Annotated in this window: 19 protein-coding genes; 5 read left to right on the forward strand and 14 right to left on the reverse strand. The window is 59.7% G+C overall.

Annotated elements, in window-relative coordinates:
• Positions 1 to 33 precede the first annotated feature (33 nt).
• On the forward strand, positions 34 to 939 hold the full coding sequence (locus V8N38_RS16605; RefSeq protein WP_147840113.1) for a LysR family transcriptional regulator: 906 nt from the start codon (positions 34 to 36) through the stop codon (positions 937 to 939).
• Positions 940 to 1,463: 524 nt separating this feature from the next.
• Here the strand turns inward: V8N38_RS16605 and V8N38_RS16610 are convergent.
• A complete protein-coding gene (locus V8N38_RS16610; protein WP_147840112.1) occupies positions 1,464 to 2,153 on the reverse strand; it encodes a DUF6977 family protein in 690 nt (229 codons plus the stop codon).
• A 3-nt stretch (positions 2,154 to 2,156) separates the two neighbouring features.
• Positions 2,157 to 2,786, reverse strand: a complete 630-nt coding sequence (locus V8N38_RS16615; RefSeq protein ID WP_147840111.1) for a DarT ssDNA thymidine ADP-ribosyltransferase family protein — start codon at positions 2,784 to 2,786, stop codon at positions 2,157 to 2,159.
• 585 nt (positions 2,787 to 3,371) lie between these two features.
• Here V8N38_RS16615 and V8N38_RS16620 point away from each other — a divergent pair.
• Entirely contained in the window at positions 3,372 to 4,376 is a 1,005-nt protein-coding gene (locus V8N38_RS16620) for a LacI family DNA-binding transcriptional regulator (RefSeq protein WP_004935582.1), read from the forward strand.
• A gap of 6 nt (positions 4,377 to 4,382) precedes the next feature.
• Here the strand turns inward: V8N38_RS16620 and araD are convergent, their stop codons facing one another.
• From araD to V8N38_RS16660, 8 genes are all read right to left on the reverse strand, one after another.
• Positions 4,383 to 5,075: an L-ribulose-5-phosphate 4-epimerase gene (araD, locus tag V8N38_RS16625; RefSeq protein WP_147840110.1), complete on the reverse strand. Its 693-nt coding sequence runs from the start codon at positions 5,073 to 5,075 to the stop codon at positions 4,383 to 4,385.
• Positions 5,069 to 5,938 (reverse strand): L-ribulose-5-phosphate 3-epimerase, encoded by an 870-nt coding sequence (locus V8N38_RS16630; RefSeq protein ID WP_147840109.1) that lies wholly within the window; start codon positions 5,936 to 5,938, stop codon positions 5,069 to 5,071. The genes araD and V8N38_RS16630 overlap by 7 nt, the downstream gene beginning before the upstream one ends.
• On the reverse strand, positions 5,925 to 7,412 hold the full coding sequence (locus tag V8N38_RS16635) for an FGGY-family carbohydrate kinase (RefSeq protein ID WP_147840108.1): 1,488 nt from the start codon (positions 7,410 to 7,412) through the stop codon (positions 5,925 to 5,927). Before V8N38_RS16635 ends, V8N38_RS16630 begins: the two co-directional genes overlap by 14 nt.
• Positions 7,413 to 7,420: 8 nt before the next feature.
• Entirely contained in the window at positions 7,421 to 8,410 is a 990-nt protein-coding gene (locus tag V8N38_RS16640; RefSeq protein ID WP_147840107.1) for an ABC transporter permease, read from the reverse strand.
• The gene (locus tag V8N38_RS16645) at positions 8,407 to 9,897 is read right to left on the reverse strand and encodes a sugar ABC transporter ATP-binding protein (protein WP_147840106.1); all 1,491 of its coding nucleotides are present in this window, start codon (positions 9,895 to 9,897) and stop codon (positions 8,407 to 8,409) included. The genes V8N38_RS16640 and V8N38_RS16645 overlap by 4 nt, the downstream gene beginning before the upstream one ends.
• A 54-nt stretch (positions 9,898 to 9,951) precedes the next feature.
• A complete protein-coding gene (locus tag V8N38_RS16650; RefSeq protein WP_015378502.1) occupies positions 9,952 to 10,869 on the reverse strand; it encodes an ABC transporter substrate-binding protein in 918 nt (305 codons plus the stop codon).
• Between the two features lie 135 nt (positions 10,870 to 11,004).
• Positions 11,005 to 12,072: a zinc-binding dehydrogenase gene (locus tag V8N38_RS16655; RefSeq protein WP_147840105.1), complete on the reverse strand. Its 1,068-nt coding sequence runs from the start codon at positions 12,070 to 12,072 to the stop codon at positions 11,005 to 11,007.
• Between the two features lie 285 nt (positions 12,073 to 12,357).
• Positions 12,358 to 13,311 carry a LysR family transcriptional regulator gene (locus tag V8N38_RS16660; protein ID WP_060420262.1) on the reverse strand — a complete coding sequence of 318 codons (954 nt, stop codon included), beginning with the start codon at positions 13,309 to 13,311 and terminating at the stop codon, positions 12,358 to 12,360.
• A 139-nt stretch (positions 13,312 to 13,450) separates the two neighbouring features.
• Here V8N38_RS16660 and V8N38_RS16665 point away from each other — a divergent pair, with 139 nt between their 5' ends.
• Positions 13,451 to 14,632 carry a M20 aminoacylase family protein gene (locus V8N38_RS16665; protein ID WP_187181558.1) on the forward strand — a complete coding sequence of 394 codons (1,182 nt, stop codon included), beginning with the start codon at positions 13,451 to 13,453 and terminating at the stop codon, positions 14,630 to 14,632.
• Between the two features lie 22 nt (positions 14,633 to 14,654).
• Positions 14,655 to 15,443, forward strand: coding sequence for an ABC transporter substrate-binding protein (locus tag V8N38_RS16670; RefSeq protein ID WP_038877877.1), 789 nt, complete (start codon positions 14,655 to 14,657; stop codon positions 15,441 to 15,443).
• A gap of 158 nt (positions 15,444 to 15,601) precedes the next feature.
• On the opposite strand, the gene tmaR is transcribed toward V8N38_RS16670, so the two are convergent.
• From tmaR to V8N38_RS16685, 3 genes are all read right to left on the reverse strand, one after another.
• A complete protein-coding gene (tmaR, locus tag V8N38_RS16675; protein ID WP_004935612.1) occupies positions 15,602 to 15,919 on the reverse strand; it encodes a PTS system regulator TmaR in 318 nt (105 codons plus the stop codon).
• 160 nt (positions 15,920 to 16,079) lie between these two features.
• A complete protein-coding gene (locus tag V8N38_RS16680) occupies positions 16,080 to 17,147 on the reverse strand; it encodes an FUSC family protein (protein ID WP_147840103.1) in 1,068 nt (355 codons plus the stop codon).
• A 94-nt stretch (positions 17,148 to 17,241) separates the two neighbouring features.
• Positions 17,242 to 18,009: an N-acetylmuramoyl-L-alanine amidase gene (locus V8N38_RS16685; RefSeq protein WP_147840102.1), complete on the reverse strand. Its 768-nt coding sequence runs from the start codon at positions 18,007 to 18,009 to the stop codon at positions 17,242 to 17,244.
• 176 nt (positions 18,010 to 18,185) lie between these two features.
• Between V8N38_RS16685 and V8N38_RS16690 the strand changes: the two genes are divergently transcribed.
• Positions 18,186 to 18,932: a helix-turn-helix transcriptional regulator gene (locus V8N38_RS16690; protein ID WP_019453597.1), complete on the forward strand. Its 747-nt coding sequence runs from the start codon at positions 18,186 to 18,188 to the stop codon at positions 18,930 to 18,932.
• 34 nt (positions 18,933 to 18,966) lie between these two features.
• Here the strand turns inward: V8N38_RS16690 and V8N38_RS16695 are convergent, their stop codons facing one another.
• Entirely contained in the window at positions 18,967 to 20,076 is a 1,110-nt protein-coding gene (locus V8N38_RS16695) for an SDR family oxidoreductase (RefSeq protein WP_147840101.1), read from the reverse strand.
• Positions 20,077 to 20,328: the final 252 nt, after the last annotated feature.

The following is a 20,328-nucleotide window of genomic DNA, read 5'->3' on the forward strand; positions in this document are numbered from 1 at the left end:
GAAAATCCCCCGAAAAATCGACGGGGGAACCGCGTGCCGAGCCTGATTTATTCCTTTGCCCAACTGGAAGCCTTCACCGCCGTGGCCGAGCACGGCAGCCTGGCGAAAGCCGCGCTCAAGCTGGGCAAAGACCGCACGACGCTGCGCGATTTGATTGATTTTCTCGAGGATGGCTTGGGCTATGCGCTGTTCCTGCGCGAGGGACGCAGCCTGCACCTGACGCCGGAGGGCGAACAGCTGCAACGCCAGGCGCACCTGCTGATGCGCCAGGTGAAAGCGTTTGAGGCGTTTGCCAAAGACGTGCCAAAGAGCGCGACGCAGGAAATTTCGCTGGTCTACGATCCCTTTACCCCCCGCGCGCTGCTGCAGGCGCTGATTGCCACCATGGCCAAACGCAACACGCGCCTGAGCCTGATTAACGCCTCGCGCGACGAGGCGGAAAGGCTGCTGACAAACGGCCAGGCCGATCTGGGGATCTGCCAGGCGCGCCATCGCAGCGTGGGTGACACCATGGAGTGGCGCGCCTTAGGGGCGATAGAGATGGATTTCTACGCCGCCAAAGCGCTTTTCCCCAGCGCGGAGCAGCCGCTTTCACTGCTGGAACTTTCGCTCACGCCGCAGGTGATCATGCACCCTGATTCTGACGAACCCGTGGCGCGCCGCCTGCAAATTTCCGGGCATACAATATTTACCAACGAGCTGGAAATGCTGCGCGCCCTGCTCGAACAGGGCTGCGGCTGGGGATTCCTGCCGACGCACATGCATGCCGAACAATGGAAAAACGTCAACACGCTGCGCACCGAAGTGGGCAGCCAGGGGATCAGCCAAACCATGGTGACCATCTGGAAACCGGGCAATGACCGGCGGGCGCTGATTGATGAGACGTTGGGGTTGTTGCCGGGGTTGTGGCGGGGGGTTGGTGAAAATGGGGTTAGGTAACCAAGTTTTATGGGCTGGGAAAAGATAGTAGGAATGTTTGTGGTGTTCTGACTGGGAATTGAACGTGCGGAGTAACCTATATTGGTTACCAAGCCATTATAAATTTGGAGCAAACATTCTTCTCAACGTTACTGCCATCGCACTCGCCCCGCCGCAACTAATCATGGTGCTGATATAGCGGTTTGAGCGATGACATTAGGTGTTGGGTGGCTATGCGTGAAAAATTGGCATTGAAGAAAAGTGAACCAAGCTCCTCAAGAAAATTGAGGTGCCGGTTATTATCATGCTGTAACCGTTTCGTGCGTATTTTACCATTCAAAGCATACTTACAGTCGAAGTCCCTATTCCCCTCTTCCAAGTTTTGGATATTAACATAGTACGGACTCTAGTCCTGTAACATAACCGCAAGATAGCAATTTCTCATTGGACACGATATTACAAGGGTTACAGCTATAGATATTAGCAGCAGAATAATTTTCTATATATCCCCACATCAGCGCCCCAATACCCCTACATATCACTACCTATATCAATTTATGTTGAATAGAATAACTATCGATGCCATAATGAGATGACAATAATGACAGAAAACTATCCTTTGAAGATAAAACATCATTTAACATGTTTTTATTTACCAAGGAGACAAAAAGAGCTGCCGCTCTAGCTTGGCAATTAATAGATTTATCTGGATTAAACTCTATATCAGTAAACCCATTAAACTTTAAAAGTTCGAAAGCTAGAGCTTTATTTTGATTTAGCGCACTCAAATATAACCAATCATAAAAAGCGGTTCTAGGAATAAGGGGCCACACTGTATTATAAAACTTAAAATTAACCAACCCTCCTGATTCCTTCAATCTCATATCCCTTTTTGCATCTATCGAGCTTTTATCTAAGATATCGACATACGGCCCCCCCATTTCAAATACCTTACTTGCCTGAAATGCAGATTCAACTGTAAATTCCTTGGCAAGTCTTTTCGTCTTTATTCTTAGGTTAAATGCGCTAAGTGCCACGCCCAGTTCATTCTCGGATTTACTGGAGATTTCTAACAAAGAATCTAATCCCTGCTGATTCGCTGCTAAATGTAATGCTTTTATCGATTTCTGCTTTTGCGTTTTAGACATCCCAGGAGCCCAAGGGAAAGTCACATCTTTTGTGATGGACAGTACATCCCCAGCATTTGTAGGAATGAAAACAGGTCTAACAGCCATAACTTATCCTAACCTCAAATAATAATCTCTCTGAGAGTAGAGAGTTCTACCATTAAGATTAGCATAATAATTTTGATTTGTCTGCGGATATAGATTTTTGAAATGTTCAGCTGTATCTTTGTTAGAGTGAACAGTATTTACAATATATTCCAACCCAATATCTTCAAACACAAGCACTTCAGCTTGAACGTCCGTCGGGTACTCAGTTGGAAGATTAATTTTTCTTTGAACCCCAAAGATATCATCTGAAAATAAAGAACTAAAGGCCGCCCCTCCTTTCATTAAATCAGTATCATTAAAGCGAACATTATTCGAAGCTGCATTAGTCGGGTAAAATGCACAAACCTTATCCCAAAGAATAGAAGGGTGTATTTCTAACACAACCCAATTACCAAGTTTGGATTGTCTATACTTATAAAACATTTTTGAGTTAGGAAAACTTATAGAAACACATATCGCATCTAGATGTCCATCAATCCTATCCCCATCATTGTAATCATATTTACCACCTACCTCATCAAGTGATGAGCGTGATACAAGACCAGTATTTAAAATAGAGGAGAGGTTATCAATATGTGTAAAATGAAATAGTTTCGTAATATTACGCTGCTGAACAATTTCTTGTATCGTCATTGTATAATCCTATTACACCCAATAAAAAACACATTTTATATCATAAAAATTAAGCACCCACAAAGTATAATATTGTGACATCCGTCAAAAAAATAAATCACTGTAGATATCAATAATGCTGACTCAACCCACCTCCTCATCAATTTCTCGAAGAGGCTGGATTTTAAAAAGCACTTCCCGCTCTTCGAATAAAATACCATATCCATCATACTCATAGCTAATAATTAAAATCATCATTAAATATATTTTAAAAACAAAGGGAGTGAACTATTTCTAGCGGAATGATTATAAGTCCCCTCAAGCAGACCCTTTTCTTTCAGATATCTAACCTAGCGAGCCTTGACGTCCGCGATGTCCACCTCTGGAAAAAACAGTCTTCCACACCGTACCTCCACATGGAAATACACAGTGTCGAACTCCCTACCAATAAAATAAATTCATATTAAATAATTTAATGGAATACTAATAAACAAATGTATCATTACCTATCTTCACACTTGTTATTCCCCCCAACTCCCCCCTAGCACCGCCCCCGCCCTTTCCCTACAATAAGGGATCTGTTGAGGCATAACGCAAGGAAAGACGGTGTCGAAAGCCAATCCCAATGCCACTATCGTGGATATCGCCCGCCGCGCCAGGGTGACCAATATCACCGTTTCCCGCGCCTTCAATAAGCCCGAGCTGGTCAAGCCGGAAACCCGCGAGCGCATTCACGCCATCGCCAAAGAGCTGAACTATGTGCCCAACGCCTTCGCGCAGGGGCTGAAAAGCAGCAGCAGCCAGATTATCGGCATCGTCACCAGCAGCATGTACAACCCGTTCTATTCCGGCCTGATCAAGACCGTGTCGCGCATTGCGCGCCAGCAGGGCTACCAGATCATGCTGTTCGACACCGACGGCAGCGAAGAGGCGGAAATGCGCGCCATTCAGGCGCTGTTCGGCTACAAGGCGCGCGGCATCCTGCTGTCGGCGGTGCGCGACGACAAGCGCTACCGCCCCGCCTATCTCGAGCTGGCCGAGGTGTACGGCGTGCCACTGATCCTGATCGACCGTGACCTTTACGATCAGCAGCTGAGCGGCGTGTTCCTCGATAACCGCGAGATCGGCGTTTTGGCCGGGCGTTATCTGGCGGAGCAGCCGGAGCAGAAGCTGCTGATTATCGGCGGCCCGGCGGATTCGGAAATTACGCTAACGCGCACCGCCGGCATCGTAGCGGCCTTGCAGGGCAGCGGGCGTGAGATTCATATCATCAACGGCGACTACGATTTCACCTCGCAAGAGAGCGAGGTGCGCGCCTATCTGGCGCAGCCGGAGAACCGCCCGGATTACATCATCGGCCTGAACGGCATCATCACGCTGGGCGCCATCGCCATCTGCCACGAGATGGGGCTTTATCAGCAGGTGAAGTTCTTCTCGATAGACGAGCCGCCGCGCGCCGGCGCTTACGGCCTGCACATTCCAGGGGTGTATCACGATACGCAGAAACTGGGGGAGATCGCCGCGGAGCTGCTGTTCAGCGCCATTAACAGCCCGCGCGGCGAGTTGCCGGTGCGCAGAGAGTTCTTCACCGGCTCGCTGTTGAATCGCTGACGGGCGCTATTGCCCGTAGTAGGCGTGTTTGCCGTGCTTGCGCAGGAAATGTTTGTCCAATAGCTCCGGCTGCATCGGGGCGATGGCCGGCGCCAGCTGGCGCGTCGCCATTGCCATGATCGCCACCTCTTCCAGCACCACCGCGTTGTGTACCGCATCCGCCGCGTCCTTGCCCCAGGCGAACGGGCCGTGGGAATAGACCAATACTCCCGGCACCTGCTGCGGATCGCGCCCCGCCTGATTGAAGGTCTCGATAATCACCTTGCCGGTTTCCCCCTCGTAGTCGCCGGCGATCTCCGCCTCGCTCATCGGCCGGGTGCAGGGAATGTCGCCGTAAAAGTAGTCGGCGTGGGTGGTGCCCAGCGCCGGGATCGGCTGCCCGGCCTGCGCCCAGATGGTAGCGTTGCGGCTGTGGGTGTGCACCACGCCGCCGATATCGGCGAAGGCGCGGTACAGCGCCAGGTGGGTGGCGGTGTCGGATGAGGGCTTGAGCTGCCCTTCGCGCACCTTGCCCTCCAGATCCACCACCACCAGATCCTCCAGCGTCATCGCCTCGTAGGCGATGCCCGAAGGCTTGATCACCACCAGCCCGCTCTGGCGATCGATCGCCGAGACGTTGCCCCAGGTAAAGGTCACCAGCCCGTATGCCGGCAGGCTGAGGTTGGCGGCCAGCACCTGCCGCTTGAGTTCGTTCAGCATGCGATGCCTCCCTCAATCATCTGTTGTTCAATCCAGGCCTTGGCCTGGGCGATGCGTTGCTTGTCCTGCCCGTCTTCGCGCGCCCACATCTCCAGCAGGTAGGGGCCGCGATAGCCAAGCGCGTTGAGCACGGAAAAGGCGTGGGCGAAATCCACGCAGCCCTCGCCGAACGGCACGTCGCGAAACTGCCCGGCGCTGCCCGGCCCCACCGCGACGGTGTCTTTGAGGTGCACGGCGGTAATGCTGCCGATGCCCAGCGCCAGCTCGGCGGCGACGTCGTTACCCCAGGCGCTGAGGTTGCCGAGATCGGGATACACCGTGAACCACGGGCTGTTGACGTGGCGGGCGATGTCGCGCCATTTGCTGATGCTGTTGATGAACGGCGTGTCCATCACCTCCACCGACAGCATCACCTGCGCCCTGGCGGCCTGCGCCGCCGCCCACTGCATGCCCTCGATAAAGCGCTCGCGGCTGTGGCGATCGGCGGGTTCGTAATAGACGTCGTAACCCGCCAGCTGGATGTTGCGGATGCCGAGATCCGTCGCCAATTCCAGCGCCTTGCTCATCAGCCCCCGCGCCCGCTCGCGGGTGGCGGCGTCATGGCTGCCGAACGGATCGCGCCGGTGCGCCGACAGGCACAGGCTCGGCACCGTCACCCCGCTGTCGAGCCGCGCCTGGATAAACGCCAGCCGCTGGCGGCGATCCCAGTCCAGCCGCTGCTGGCGCGCCGGCTGTTCGTCGATCGACATCTCCACGAACTCAAAGCCCAGCTCGGCGGCGGTGGCCAGCCGCTGCGGCCAACTCAGATCGGCGGGCAGCGCCTTTTCATACAGCCCCAGACAGGCGGCGTTAGTCGTTTGCATCAGTCACCTCACTCAAAGCCTGGGCGACCGCCAGATAGCGCGCCTGCTGGGCGCGCAGGCGCCGATGGGCGGCGGTCGCGGGATAATAACAGCGCAATTTGGGCGGCGCGGCGGCGATCGCTTCGGCGAACCCGGCGTACTCCCCGGCGCCGACGGCGGCGCACAGGGCGGCGGCGCGGCAGCCGCTTTGGCGCGTTTCCACCACCTCGAGCGGGAGGTTGCCGGCGTCGGCGTACATCTGCATCCACACCTCGGACTGCGTCGGCCCGCCGGTCATGCGCACCCGCTCGATGCGCGGGTTCAGCTGCACCATGCGCTCCTGATGGATCAGGTGCGAGAACACGATGCCCTGGTAGATCGCCTGCACCACGTCCGCCATCTCGTGGTGGGCGCTCAGGCCGATCAGCCCGCCCGGCGTGTTGCCGCCGAGGTTGGAGCCGTACAGATAAGGCAGGAACAGCAGCCCGCTGGGCTGCTCGCGGCGCTCGGCCACCCAGGCGTTGAACTGGGCGTAGCGCTGCCGGTCGTCGGCGCAGAACTGGCGCAGGAACCAGGCCAGGTTACCGGCCGAGGTCGGGCTGCCTTCGTGCACGAAATAGCGGCCGTCGATGCAGTAGCGCCCCCAGGCGTAGGGGTAATCGGCGGGAATGATGCGCTCGGTCACGCAGGTGGCGATCGACCAGGTGCCCGCCACCGCGCTGAGCGTGCGATCGTCGGCCACGCCGGAGCTGAGCGCCGCGCCCACCACGTCGAACAGGCCGCCGTACACCGCGGTGCCCGCGCGCAGGCCACACTGCGCCGCCGCAGCGGCCGTCACCCGCCCGGCCAGCTGCGCCGAGCCGATCGTTGGCGCGGTCTTCTCCTGCGCCTCTTCGATGCCGAAGGCCGCCATCAGCGCCGGATCGTAAGCGCCGCTGTGCTGATTGAACAGGTTGCTGCCGGAGATGTTGGTCACCTCGGCCGCCGCCTCGCCGGTGAGGCGAAAGCGCAGGTAGTCGTGCGCCATCAGGATGCGATCGACAGCGGCGTATTGCGCCGGTTGCCGCTGCTTCAGCCAGCGCAGCAGCAGCGCCGGGTGGCTGGGCCACAGCGGCTGCAGGCTGCGCGGGTAGGTCTGCGCGTCCACGCCGACGCGGCGCAGCTCAGCCACCGTGGCCGCCGCGCGGTTGTCCGAAGAGAGGATGCCGTTGCCGACCGGTTTGCCGTGGCGGTCGATGGCGTACAGCCCTTTGCCGTGCGCCGAAAAGCTGACGCCGCGCACCTGCCCGGCCGCCAGCCCCGCCGCGTGCAGCGTCTGGCGGATCGCCGCGCAAACGTCATCCCACAGCGCGTCCATATTGCGTTCGCTGAAGCCCGGCTGGGCGGCAATCGCCGCGCCGTCGCGCTCGGCGATCGCCAGCTCTTCGCCGCTTGCCCGGTACAGCCCGGCCTTGATCACCGTGCCGCCGACGTCTATGCCAAGAAAGACTGACATCGCGCCTCCTATTTGCGCCGCACAGAGCTGAGGTAGATGGCGGCCAGGATGATGCCGCCCTTCACCACGTTCTGGATATACGGCGACACGTTCATCAGATTGAGGCCGTTGTTGAGCACCCCGAGCATCATCGCCCCCACCAGCGTGCCGACGATGGCGCCGCGCCCGCCGGAGATCGCCGCCCCGCCCAGCACCACCGCGGCGATGGCGTCCAGCTCGAAGCCTTCGCCGGCGTTGGGCTGCCCGCTCATCAGGCGCGAGGTCAGCACCAGCCCGGCCAGCGCGGCGGTCAGGCCGCTGATCACGTACACCAGCATCTTGTAGCGCGGCACGCGGATGCCGCTCAGGCGCGCCGCCTCTTCGTTGCCGCCCATCGCGTAGACGTAGCGGCCGAACGGCAGCTGGTTGAGCATCAGCCAGGCCAGCACATACACGCCGAGCATGATCAGGATCGGCACCTGGATGCCCAGCACCGTGCCGCGGCCGAAGAACGAGAAGACGTCGGGCAGGCCGGAGATCGGGTAGCCGCCGGTATAGAGCAGCGCCAGGCCGCGGGCGATGCCCATCGACGCCAGGGTGACGATGATCGGCGGCATGCGCAGATAGGCGATGCAGGCGCCGTTGGCCAGGCCGAACAGCGCGCCGACCGCCAGCGCCGCCACCATCGCCAGCGGAATGGGCACCGCCGCCAGCATCAGCCCGGCGGCGACCGAACCGGCCAGCGCCATCACCGGCCCCACCGAGAGATCGATGCCGCCGGTCAGGATGGCGCAGGTCATGCCCACCGCGATGATGGCGTTGATCGACACCTGGCGCGCCACGTTGGTCAGGTTGTTGACGCTGAGGAAGCTGTCGTTCAGCAGGCTCATCAATACGAACAGGACAACGAAGCCGATAAACGGCAAGACCGCCGGGTGATGCAGCAGTTTTTCCCAGCGCTTGCCGAGGCTGGGGCCGGCGGCGCGGCGCGCCACGGCGGGTTGTTCAATTCCGATCATAGGGCACTCCCGGTCGCGTGAAGCATGATGTGGTTGGATTCGATGTCGTCGCCGGTCAGCTCGGCGACGATGTGGCCGCCGCGAAACACCAGCACGCGGTCGCACACGCCGATGATCTCCGGCAGTTCGGAGGAAATCATGATGATGGAGATGCCCTGCTGGGTCAGTTGCTGCATCAGCTGGTAGATCTCGGCCTTGGCGCCCACGTCAATGCCGCGCGTCGGCTCGTCGAAGATCAGGATGTTGCAGTCGTTGTTGAGCCAGCGGGCGATCACCACCTTCTGCTGGTTGCCGCCGCTCAGGGTGCTGACGGAGGTATCGGCGTCCGGGGTTTTCACCCCCACGGCGCGGATCAGCCGCTGCACCACGTCGCGATCCTTACGGGCGCTGACGAAAATCTTGCCGCGCCGGTGGTGCCGGTTGAGGGTGATGTTCTGCGCCACCGAAAACGGCAGCACCAGGCCCTCGGTTTTGCGGCTCTCCGGCAGCAGGCCGATACCCTGCGCCAGCGCCTGCGCCGGGGAGCGCAGCGCCGCCGGTTGGCCGCCGAGGCTGACGCGTTTGCGGTGGCAGCGGCTGGCGCCGATCAGCGCCGAGACGGTCTCGGTGCGCCCGGAGCCCACCAGCCCGGCGAAGCCGAGGATCTCGCCCTTGTGCAGGTGGAAGCGGTCGGTCGCGCCGTGCTTCTCGCGCTGGATCTCCGCCTCCAGCAGCACCGTCGCGGTATCGACCGGGTGCTGTTTCGCCGGGAAGGCGTTCTCGATTTTTCGCCCGACCATCAGCCGCACCAGCTCTTCCACGTTGGTGTCACCGGTGGCCAGCGTTTCGATGTAGGCGCCGTCGCGCAGTACGGTGATGCGATCGCAGATGGTGAAGATCTCGTCCAGGTGGTGCGAGATAAACACCATGCCGACGCCCAGCAGACGCAGATCGTTCATCACGCTGAACAGGTGTTCGGCCTCGCCCGGCGTCAGCGTGGCGGTCGGTTCATCCAGCACCAGCACCCGCGCCTCCAGCGACAGCGCCTTGGCGATCTCAACGAACTGCTGCTGCGCCACGCTCAGCTGCTCCACCGGGCAATCGAGATCGATAGTCACCGTTAGCCGCTTGAAGATCGCCTCGGCCTTGCGCCGCATCGCCCGCCGATCCAGCAGGCCCCAGCGGTTCCGGATCTCCCGGTTGAGGAAGATGTTGTCGATGGCGCTCATGTAGGGAATCAACGAGAACTCCTGAAAAATAATGCCGACCCCGGCCTCGATCGCCTGGCGATAGTTGTTAAAGCGGCGCTGCTCGCCGTCGATAAAAATATCGCCCTCGTCCGGCTGATAGATGCCGCACATGATTTTTACCAGCGTCGATTTGCCGGCGCCGTTTTCGCCCAGCAGGGCGTGCACTTCGCCGCGTTGAATGGCCAGATCGATGCCGTCCAGCGCCTTCACGCCGGGAAAGCTCTTTTTTATTCGCTTCAGTTCCAGTAAAGGTGTCACCGCATAGCCCTCCGCGCCGAACGCCCCGCCGCAGCGGGGCGAACCCGGCCGCTGTTACCAGCTAAAGCCGGCCGCATTGCTGCGGTCGATCAGCTTCACTTTGACCGGCACGGTTTTCGGCACCGTGGCGCCCCAGTAGCGGGCCAGCGCAATGCCGAGCGCGATGCGCAACTGGTCGCGCGGGAACTGCGCCGAGGTGGCGATAAACGGCGAGTTCGGCTTGAGGATCTCTTTGATGGCTTCCGGCTGGCCGTCGACGCTCACCAGCTTGACCTTGGCGCCGTTGCTTTCGATCGCCGCCAGGGCGCCGAGCGCGCCGACGTCGTTGACGCTGAAGATGCCCGCCAGATCCGGCGCCGACTGCAGCATGTTTTCGGTCACGGTCAGCGCGGTGTCACGTTCCTGCTTGCCGTTTTGCTTGGTGACGATCTTGATGTCGGGGTATTTCTTCATCGCCGCTTCAAAGCCGCGCACGCGCTCCAGGATCGGCACCACCGGGATGCCGTCGAGGATCGCCACCTTGCCTTTGCCGCCCAGCGCTTTCGCCAGGTATTCACCCGCCTGGAAGCCGGCGTCGTAGTTTTCCGAGCCGACGAACGAATCCAGCGGCCCTTCCGCCTGCGCGTCGATCGCCACCACCACCGCGCCGGCCTTATGAGCGGAGATCACCGCCGACTGCACCCCCACCGAATCGGTCGGGTTGATCAGCAGGATATCCACCTTCTTCTGCAGCATGTCTTCCACGTCGCCGATCTGTTTGGCGACGTCATGGCGCGCATCGGCCACGTACACCTTGGCGCCGATATCCGCCGCCGCCTGATCCAGCGCCTGCTTCATGGTGACGAAGTAGTCGTTGTTCATTTCCTGGAACGACATACCGATAGTGATTTGCTTGGCCAGCGCCCCATGGCTGGCCGCCAACATTCCACCGGCGACGATAAAAGGTAAGGTCTTTTTGAATAATGAAAACATAGCCAATTCTCCTGTAGGGAAGCTTCTTGTTGTGGTTATCAGAGCAACAGCATGTCTTTACGTTTGGCCGACCGGCCGGCCCCTCATTGCGAGCGGGCCGGCGATCGTGACTGCAACAGCGGTACGGCGGGAGGGTCAGGGAACCAGGATCACCTTGATGGAGTCGGTCGAGTCCGCCAGGGCGAAGGCTTCGTCCCAGTCGTTCAATGAATAGCTGTGGGTAACCACGCCATTGGAGGTCACCAGCCCGCGCTCGAACAGATCGATGGCGATTTCGTAGCTGTAGGGCGCCAGGTGCGCGCCGCGAATGTCCAGCTCTTTGCGATCGCCGATGATGGACCAATCGACGGTGGTTTCCTTGCCGAACACGCTGAACTCCACGAAGCGGCCCAGCTTGCGGATCATCTGCAGCCCCTGGGTGACGCCGATCGGCGCGCCGGTGGCCTCGATGTAGACGTCGCAGCCGTAGCCGCCGGTCAGCGATTTGACGATCTGGTCGGCGTCTTCCTTCAGCGGGTTAATCACCACGTCGGCGCCAAATTCCTTCGCCAGCGCCAGCCGCTCGTCGATGGCGTCGATCACGATCAGTTTCTTCGGCGTTTTCAGGCGCGCCACCTGCACCATGCACAGCCCGAGCGGCCCGGCGCCGGCCAGCACCACCACGTCGTCCAGCTGGATGTCGCCGCGCGCGACGGTGTGGATGGCGCAGGCCATCGGTTCAATCAATACCGCGTCTTCATGGCTCAGGCTTTCCGGGATCTTGTGCACGATGGCGTTCTCGGAAAAGCGCATGTACTCCGCCATGCCGCCCTCCGCCACGTCTTTTTGGAAACCGTAAATGTTATGCGTCTCACACATCCAATAACTGCCGGATTTGCAGTAGCGGCACGCCCAGCACGGCACGATCTGCTCGGCGATCACCCGCTCGCCGAGCCGGTATTTGCCTTCCGCGCCCTCGCCCAGCGCGGCGATGCGGCCGTAAAACTCATGCCCCGGCACCACCGGCGGTTTGACCCACGGGTTCTCCCCCCAAAACATCTGTGCGCCGTTCTTGCACTTGCAGTCGCCGGCGCAGATGCCGCAGCCTTCCACCTTGATCACCAGCTCGTGTGCCTTCGGCAGCGGCGTGGGCACCTGTTCGAAACGATAGTCCTGCGGGCCGTGGCAAACGACCGCGCGCATTTTTTCCGGCAACTGGCTCATCTCTTCCTCCAATACACTCGTTAAACGCTTGAATTTTCTTAATGTTGACGTTGTCATTTTTATCCAAAAAAAAACAACAAACGTTATAAAGTGATAAATTTCAATTGATTAATCATAAAACACCCAGGAAAACTCAAAATGACAACGTGAACATAGAGCGACATATAACCAAAGCTGCAAAAATAATTATTTGAGCAAAATCACATATCGTTAACATTGCGACTAAAAATGCTACAAATGCGGATCGCGATCCCATTTACGGGATCGGCGATCCGGGGGGATCCGCTAAATCAGCAGGCGCACGCGATCGTAGATCTGGCGATCTTCCGGCCGCGACGATCGCGCCTGCTGGCGCAGGGTGCGCACCAGCGTGTCGATAAACGCATGGGCGGCGGCGCTCAGAATGCTGTTACGCCGGGTGACGATATTCAGCTGCGCCGGCTGGCAGCTCTCCCGCAGCGCCAGCGGCTGCACGCGGGAGGCGAACTGCGGCAGCGCGACGATCGGCCGCGGGCACCAGGTACACATCTCAGCGGACTCCACCAGCGCCTGCAGCATGCCGAACGAATGCGCCTGGATAATGCGCTGGCGCGGCAGGCGCGCGCCGTGGCGGTGAAACACCTCGTCGAGCAGCGCATCGAAACTTTCCGGGGTATAGCTCATCACCCAATCCTGCTCCAGCAGCTGATGCAGCGAGGTACTGTGCGCCAGCGGGTGGCCGCGCCGCACCATGTACGCCGTTTCATACTCCAGCAGCGGCTCGCAGTGGAACTCCTGCGGCGCCGACGACGCCGGCAGCGGCGTAATGGCAAAGTCCATCGTGCCCTCGCGCAGCTGCGACTGGGCGTTGGCCATCAGGCTTTCCGACAGTTCCAGCCGCACCGCCGGCACCTTGCTGCGAAACGCCATCACCGCCGGCGGCAGCACCGTCAGCATCAACCAGGGGGTGATCGCCGCCTTGACCAGATCCGCCGCCCGCCCGCGCAGCGCCGCCATTTCCCCCTGCGCCTGCTCCAGCTGATTCAACACCAGCCGGGCGTGCGCCAGCAGGGTTTTGCCGTAGGGGGTAAAGCCCAGCCCGGTCGGGGTGCGGATCAGCAGCGGCAGCGCCTGTTCCTGCTCCAGTTCGCGCAGCGCGCGGGTCACCGCCGCCTGCGACAGCCCCAGATGCCGCGCCGCCGCGCGAATGCTGCCGCTGTCGGCGCTGGCCACCAGCGCCTGCAGTTGGTGCAGTTTCATGTTCACCTCCTGACAATCATTGGTTGTCAGCATAACCGAACGGCGGCTACCCGGCAAAAACGGAGTTTGCTAGTCTCGATGCCTATCCCTCTGCCCCGTTCCGTGCCCGTTGGTCGGGACTCTTTTGCCGGAGACCGTGATGAACCCTTCACTCGTACTGCCTGAGATCGCCGCCGTTCATGATGAGATGGTCGCGCTTCGCCGCCACATTCACGCCCACCCGGAGCTGGGCTTCCAAGAGTTCGCGACGTCGGCTCTGGTGGCGCAGCGGCTGGAGGAATGGGGTTACCGCGTCACGCGCAGCGTAGGACAAACCGGCGTTGTCGCCACACTGCAGCGCGGGCCGGGAAGATCGCTCGGCATCCGCGCCGACATGGACGCCCTGCCGATTGCCGAAACGACCGGCTTGCCGCACGCCAGCACCCATGCCGGGGTGATGCACGCCTGCGGCCACGACGGGCACACCGCCATGCTGCTGGCGGCGGCGCGCTATCTGGCGCAGCAGCCGAACTTCAGCGGCACGCTGCACCTGATCTTTCAGCCGGCGGAAGAAGGCGGCGGCGGCGCCAGAGTGATGATTGAAGACGGCCTGTTTGAGCGCTTCCCCTGCGACGCGGTGTTCGCCATGCACAACGTGCCCGGCTTCCCCACCGGCCACCTGGGCTTCGCCAGCGGCCCCTTCATGTGCTCGGCCGATACGGTACACATCACCCTGCACGGCCACGGCGGCCACGGCGCGGTGCCGCAGAGCACCGTCGATCCGGTGGTGGCCTGCGCGGCCATCGTCATGAGCCTGCAAACCATCGTGGCGCGCAATATCGATCCGCAGGAAACGGCGATCGTCACCGTGGGGGCGATGCAGGCCGGCCAGGCCGCCAACGTGATCCCGGCGACCGCCACCCTGACGCTCAGCGTGCGCGCGCTGACGGCGGCGGTGCGTGAGCGGCTGGAGCAGCGCATCACCGAGCTGGTCACGGCGCAGGCCGCCAGCTTCGGCGCCCGCGCGGAGATCGACTATCAGCACGGCTACCCGGTGCTGGTGAACCACCCGGCAGAAACCGAGCTGGCGCGCGCGGTGGCGCTGGAATGGGCCGGAGAGAGCCGGGTTATCCCCACGCTGCGACCGTTCACCGCCAGCGAAGATTTCGCCTTTATGCTGGAGAAGTGCCCGGGCAGCTACATCTCGATCGGCAACGGCCCCACCACGCCGGGCAATTCTCTGCACAACCCCGGTTATGACTTCAACGACGACGGTCTGTCGCTGGGCGCCACCTACTGGGTCAAATTGGTCGAGCGCTTTTTGGCTCGCCCTGCGGTTTAATCGCCAACGCTGAGGAAATGACATGAAAACCATCAAAGGGCTGTTGTTGTTGCTGCCGCTGGCCGCGAGCTTTCCCGCGCTGAGCGGTGAATTCAGCGGCAAAGTGATCAAGCTGGGCATCGATCCCACCTTTCCACCGCTGGAATATAAAACCCCGCAGGGCAAGCTGACCGGCTTCGGCGTCGATATCGCCCAGGCGCTGTGCGACCAGATGCAGGCCAAATGCGTGTGGGTAGAAAGCAGCTGGGACGGCATGATCCCCGGCCTGCAGGCGAAGAAGTTCGACGCCATCGCCTCGTCGATGACCATCACGCCGCAGCGCCGGCAGCAGATCGCCTTCTCCAGCAAGGTCTCCAACGCCCCGGCGCGGCTGGTGGCGCATAAGGGCAGCAACCTGCAGCCTACCGTCGCCTCCCTGAAAGGCAAATCGGTCGGCGTGCAGCAAGGCTCCAGCCAGGAGGCCTACGCCAACGCGCTGTGGCGCCCGGCCGGCGTTAACGTGGTGGCTTACCAAAGCCAACAGGAAGTGAACGAAGATTTGGCCAACGGCCGGCTGGATGCGTCGCTGCTGGCCAGCGTCAGCGCCAGCGAGTTCTTCAAAACGCCCGGCGGCAAAGATTTCGCCTTTATCGGCGCCGAGCTGACCGACAGCAAATACTTCGGCGTCGGCGACGGCATCGGGGTGCGCAAAGACGATACCGCGCTGCTGAACGCCTTCAACGCCGCGCTGCAGGCGATCCGCGCCAACGGCACTTACAAGAAAATCAACGACAGGTATTTCGACTTCGACATGTACGGCGCGGAGCAGTAACCAGCGTTCCCCGGCGGTCACCTGCAGATCCTGCAGGATGGGGAGGCGCCTTCGGCCGCCGGGGAACGCCCCAACGGAAACGGCAGTGTCGGCAAGAACGGAAAATCAGGCGGGATAAAGATGCGGGCCAGGCAGGACGCTCGGCCCGCTAAAGCGGGTTACTTCACTTCGCCCATCGCTTTCAGCTTTTTGGACAGCTCGCGGCGTTCTTTGGACAGATCGGCATTTTTGATGATGTAGTCATCAACGCGATCTTCGTAGTCGCTGCGCATGTTGGCGATGATGCCCTGAATGTCTTCAATGCTCATGCCGGGCTTGATGTACTCACTCAGGTTGTCGAGCAGCAGCACGCGCTTCTGGTTATCACGAATTTTCTTTTCGTTGTCGACGATCTCGCGTTGCAGTTTGTTTTTGCGGCGGAACATACGCACAAACTCCAGCACGTCCTGGAAACTCGGCTTATTTGCATTATCCATCTTTATACCCTTGCTTTAGTAATACACAGATTCATTTGCTTACGGCCACATGGCACCAAGATACAGGTTTGTGGCGGTCCGGCACAACAGTGATTGCCTTATCTTACCCACTTTGCCCCGGCGGCCAAAACCCAAAGCGCCGCCTTCATGATCTGACCCCTTATTCGCGCCCGGCGGCGGTGCAGACCTGGAGCAGATCCCCCAGCTCTTCCAGCTGCTGCGCCAGCTCCATGCTGAGCCAGACATAGCCGTAAATCGGCGCTTCGCCGTGCTGGCCGAGGCTGACCTCTTGCATCAGCGTTTTCAGCTCGCCGGCGATCTCCGCCAGCTGCCCCACCGCCGCCTGCCGATGCGCCTGGGGCCCTTCGCGCATCAGCACCGCCAGCGATTCCAGCGAGCTCAGCGTCAGCAGCTGGGTGCTGCGCAGCGTGCGGGCGTTCAACATGATGAAGTGCGTTTCACGCGAGGCCCAGTAGGCGTCGGCCATCAGCTCCAGCGTGCACACCAGATTGCGGCTGAGGGTTTGCACCGCCTCGAACACCGCTTTGGGGATGCGGGTTTCCTTGCTGGCGGGCACGATCAGGCTGCGCAGCTTCACCACCTGATTCAGCAGGTCCTTGAGCTGCGGCTCCAGCCGCGGCCGCTCAATGACGTTCGGTGAAAAATATGCGCCGTAGAGGCGGGCGGCGGTTTGCAGGCAGTCCGCCATCTGCATGCGCCACAGAATATAGGCGCGCTGTGGGTAGATGCTGGTGAACAGCAGCGCCAGCAGCGAGCCGAAGATCACGTCGCCGCTGCGCCACAGCGCGGTATGCATGTCGCCGGCGCCAGCGCCGCACACCACCGCCAGCGTGATCCCCACCAGCAGCGCCATATACGGCCGTTTGCCCAGCGTCAGGTAGCCGCAGACGAACATCACCACGCCGCACCAAGCCAGCATCAGCGGCAGCGAATAGAGTTCCAGATACAGGGCGATCAGGCCGGACGCGGCGCCGAACACCGTGCCGGCAATGCGTTGCAGCGCCCGCTGCAGCACGTTGCCCCAAAACGAGATCGGCCCCATCACCACCACCAGGGTGATCAGCGGCCAGGTGCCTTCGGGCACCGCCAGCAGGCGGATCAGCAGAAAGGTCAGGATAAACGCCAGCCCAATGCGCACGCCGTGGACGATGCGATAGTGGCGGTAGGTCAGCAATTCAAGGGAAGAGATTTTTCGATCGAGGCGCACGATGCCTCCGATAAAGACCAGCCAGGCCGCTATTTTAGCGGAGGAAGCCCGGCAAGGAAAAGGCGAATGAGGCGTCCCCCATTCGCGATCAGGCTCAGGCGACGTACTTGTCGACCAGCGCGCGCAGAACGGCGGCGGTTTCGACATCCATCACGCCATCATACTTCTGCTGGCGGAAATGCAGTTGGAACGCGCGCACCAGCTGGCGATAGCCTTCTGCGGTATTGGCCGCCGAGGTGTCGTAGCCGTATTGGGCGAACAGCTTCAGCAGCTCGGCCTGCGCCGGCAGCCCCTGGCGGCAGTATTCCTGCTGGCGCTGCTGCTTGGTCGCCTCGTCATACCAGGCACCGACGCCGGCCTGATACAGCTGCTGCCACGGGAACTGCGGGCCCGGATCGCTCTTGCGGCCCGGGGCGATGTCGGAGTGCGCCACCACGTTCACCGGCGAGATGTCCGGGTAACGCTGCAGGATGTTTTGCGCCAGCTGGGTGACCGCCTCGATCTGCTGCGGGTTAAACGGCGGGAAGGTGATGTTTTCACCGTCGCCGCTCGCCAGGTTGACGATCTCGATGCCGATCGAGGTGTCGTTGATATTGCTGCGGGTGCCCCACTGGCTGGTGCCGGCATGCCAGGCGCGCTCGTTCTCGTCCACCAGGTTGAAAATGCGCACGCCGCTGAAGCCGGCAGCCTGATAGGTGGCCTCGGCCGGATCCGGCACCAGATAGTGCGCGCTGACCGATTTTCCGGTCAACGACTTCACCGAGTCGGCAAAGTTTTGCGCCGTGTAGTGCAGCACCAGAAAGCGCACGCGGTGGCCGAAGCTGGCGACCGATCGGTAGCTATTGTAATCAATCTTGTACATCGTAAAGTCCCTCTCTCGTTTGATTTCACTGAGCGGCCTCTCATCATGACAGGCCACTCCGCACAGGTGAACCTTTGGCCCACCCTTTTTGTTTTAGCTAATTGCTAAATTATGCGCAAGTGTTTTTTAGCAAAACCGTTATTTACCTTTTTGCTAAAGAGTGCGATCATCGAACAATGGAAACTAAAGAAATCAGGCGCAACAATCTGCGCGAATTGATGGCCCGCTACGCCCGGCAAGGCGTCAACCAGAATGAGTTCGCCACGCTGGTTGAGTCTTCCGCGCCGACGCTGAGCCAAATCATCGGGGAAAAATCCTCCCGCAATCTTGGCGACAATCTGGCCAGGCGGATCGAGGCCAGGCTGAATTTGCCCAAGGGCTGGTTCGACGTGTTTCACGAAAAGCAGCTGGTGCGCCCGTTTGACAACGTGGCGGCGGAGTCGGACTTCCAGCCCGCCCGTTTGAAACCGGTGGTATGGGAAGATACCGAACAGGACAAGGAAGAGTTTGTGGAGATCCCGCTGCTGGATATTGATTTTTCCGCCGGCGACGGCTGCTACGAAATCGTCGATCGCGAGGAGTTTTCGCTGATCTTCCGCCGTTACTACCTGCACAAGATGGGGGTGGCGGTCAACGCCGCGCGTATTATTCGCATCTCCGGCTCCAGCATGGAGCCGCGCCTGCAGGACGGCGACGTGGTCGGCATCAACACCGACGACACGCGCATCCGGGAAGGCAAGACCTACGCCATCCGCCACGGCAATTTGCTGCGGGTGAAGGTGCTGATCGAGCAGCCGGACGGCGGCGTCATCATCCGCTCCCTCAACCGGGAAGAGTACCAGGACGAACACCTCAGCTATCAGCAGCGCAAAGAGCAACTGGTGGTGCTCGGCCGCGTCTTCTGGTCCTCTTCGTCCTGGTAGCGGAACAACCTCGGGCGCCCGCTGCGCCCGGCGGTTATTTGAAGTCCACCACCATCTGCTGCTGGATAGACAGCCCGCGGGTCGACTGTACGCAGCCGGCGATGTAGTCGGTGAAGCGCGGCGGCTTCGGCATGCCCAGCTTGAGGATCTTCTCGTTGCTGAAGCGCACGTTGAGCATGGCGAACGATCCGTACAGGCGCATCGCTTTCAGCATCAGCCGCTCGTTGCACGGGCCGAAAATGTCTTTCAGCTGGCGGCGCATTTTCACCAGCGCGTCATACGTCACCTGCGCATACTCATCGCCCACCGGCGCTTTTTCCAGCGCGGCCGCCATGGCGTTGTCGATTTCGGCAAAGCTGACGCTGCTCTCCACGCCGGCGGAGATGTGATACACGTCGTTCTCCAGCGTTTCGCTGTTCATCAGCATCACCAGCGCATCCGCGCAGTAGTCCGCCGGGATCACGTCGATATTGTCCTGCAGCGAGCACATGAATTTGCGCAGCATCAGCGCCATGCCGAACACCCAGAAAATGCTGCTGGAAGGCTGGCAGCCCAGGCGGGTGTGCCCCACCACGATCGACGGACGAGCGATGGTCAGCGGCATTTGCGGGCAGCGTTGGCGCATCAGCTGTTCGATGGTGGATTTGGAACGCGTATATTCCACCAGGTGCTCGGCGTCTTCCTCAAACTCGCCGCTCTCCGCCACCAGCGAACCCGGCTCCGGCGAACAAGACATGGCGGTACCGACGTGCAGGAAACGTTTTAATCCCGGCACCTGCGCCATTCTTTCGGCAAAGGCCAGAGTGCCTTCTACGTTTACCTTCCAAATGAGCGGGTTATTACCAAATGAAGCAACGGCCGCACAGTTAATAACGTGCGTGACATTGTTAATACGTGCGTCAGTTAAAAAGTCGGCCGGCTCGGAAAAGTCGCCCAACAATATATTTTCTATCGTAATTTTAGACAGCAGGTTCGCATCGATATTAAACTTTTCCATATTCGTGCGAATACGGGCCAGCCCTTGCTGCGCATCATCGGCGCGCACCAGCAAAAGATAATTAATAGACTGATTTTCAATCAATAATTTTTCGAGAACTGCACCACCGAGAAAGCCGGTAGCGCCGGTCAACAGTAGCGTTTTCATAATTGTCACCCACATTGGCATTGAATGTGGAAGATTGTATCTGCGGATAATTAAACAAATATTAAATAGAATTACGGCGCCCCTACTCAATTTTCTTAATATTATCTTAAGGAATCTTTTGAAACATCCATCATGGATTTCGTAACAAAAGAGTCGGGCACGCATTGCGATTAATCCCTACTGTTTAAATACCATTGATGTAGCCCCTGATTTAATTTAACGGTCAATGTTATTTCTCTTCTCGTCCGTGGA

Source organism: Serratia nevei (assembly GCF_037948395.1).
Taxonomy (GTDB): domain Bacteria; phylum Pseudomonadota; class Gammaproteobacteria; order Enterobacterales; family Enterobacteriaceae; genus Serratia; species Serratia nevei.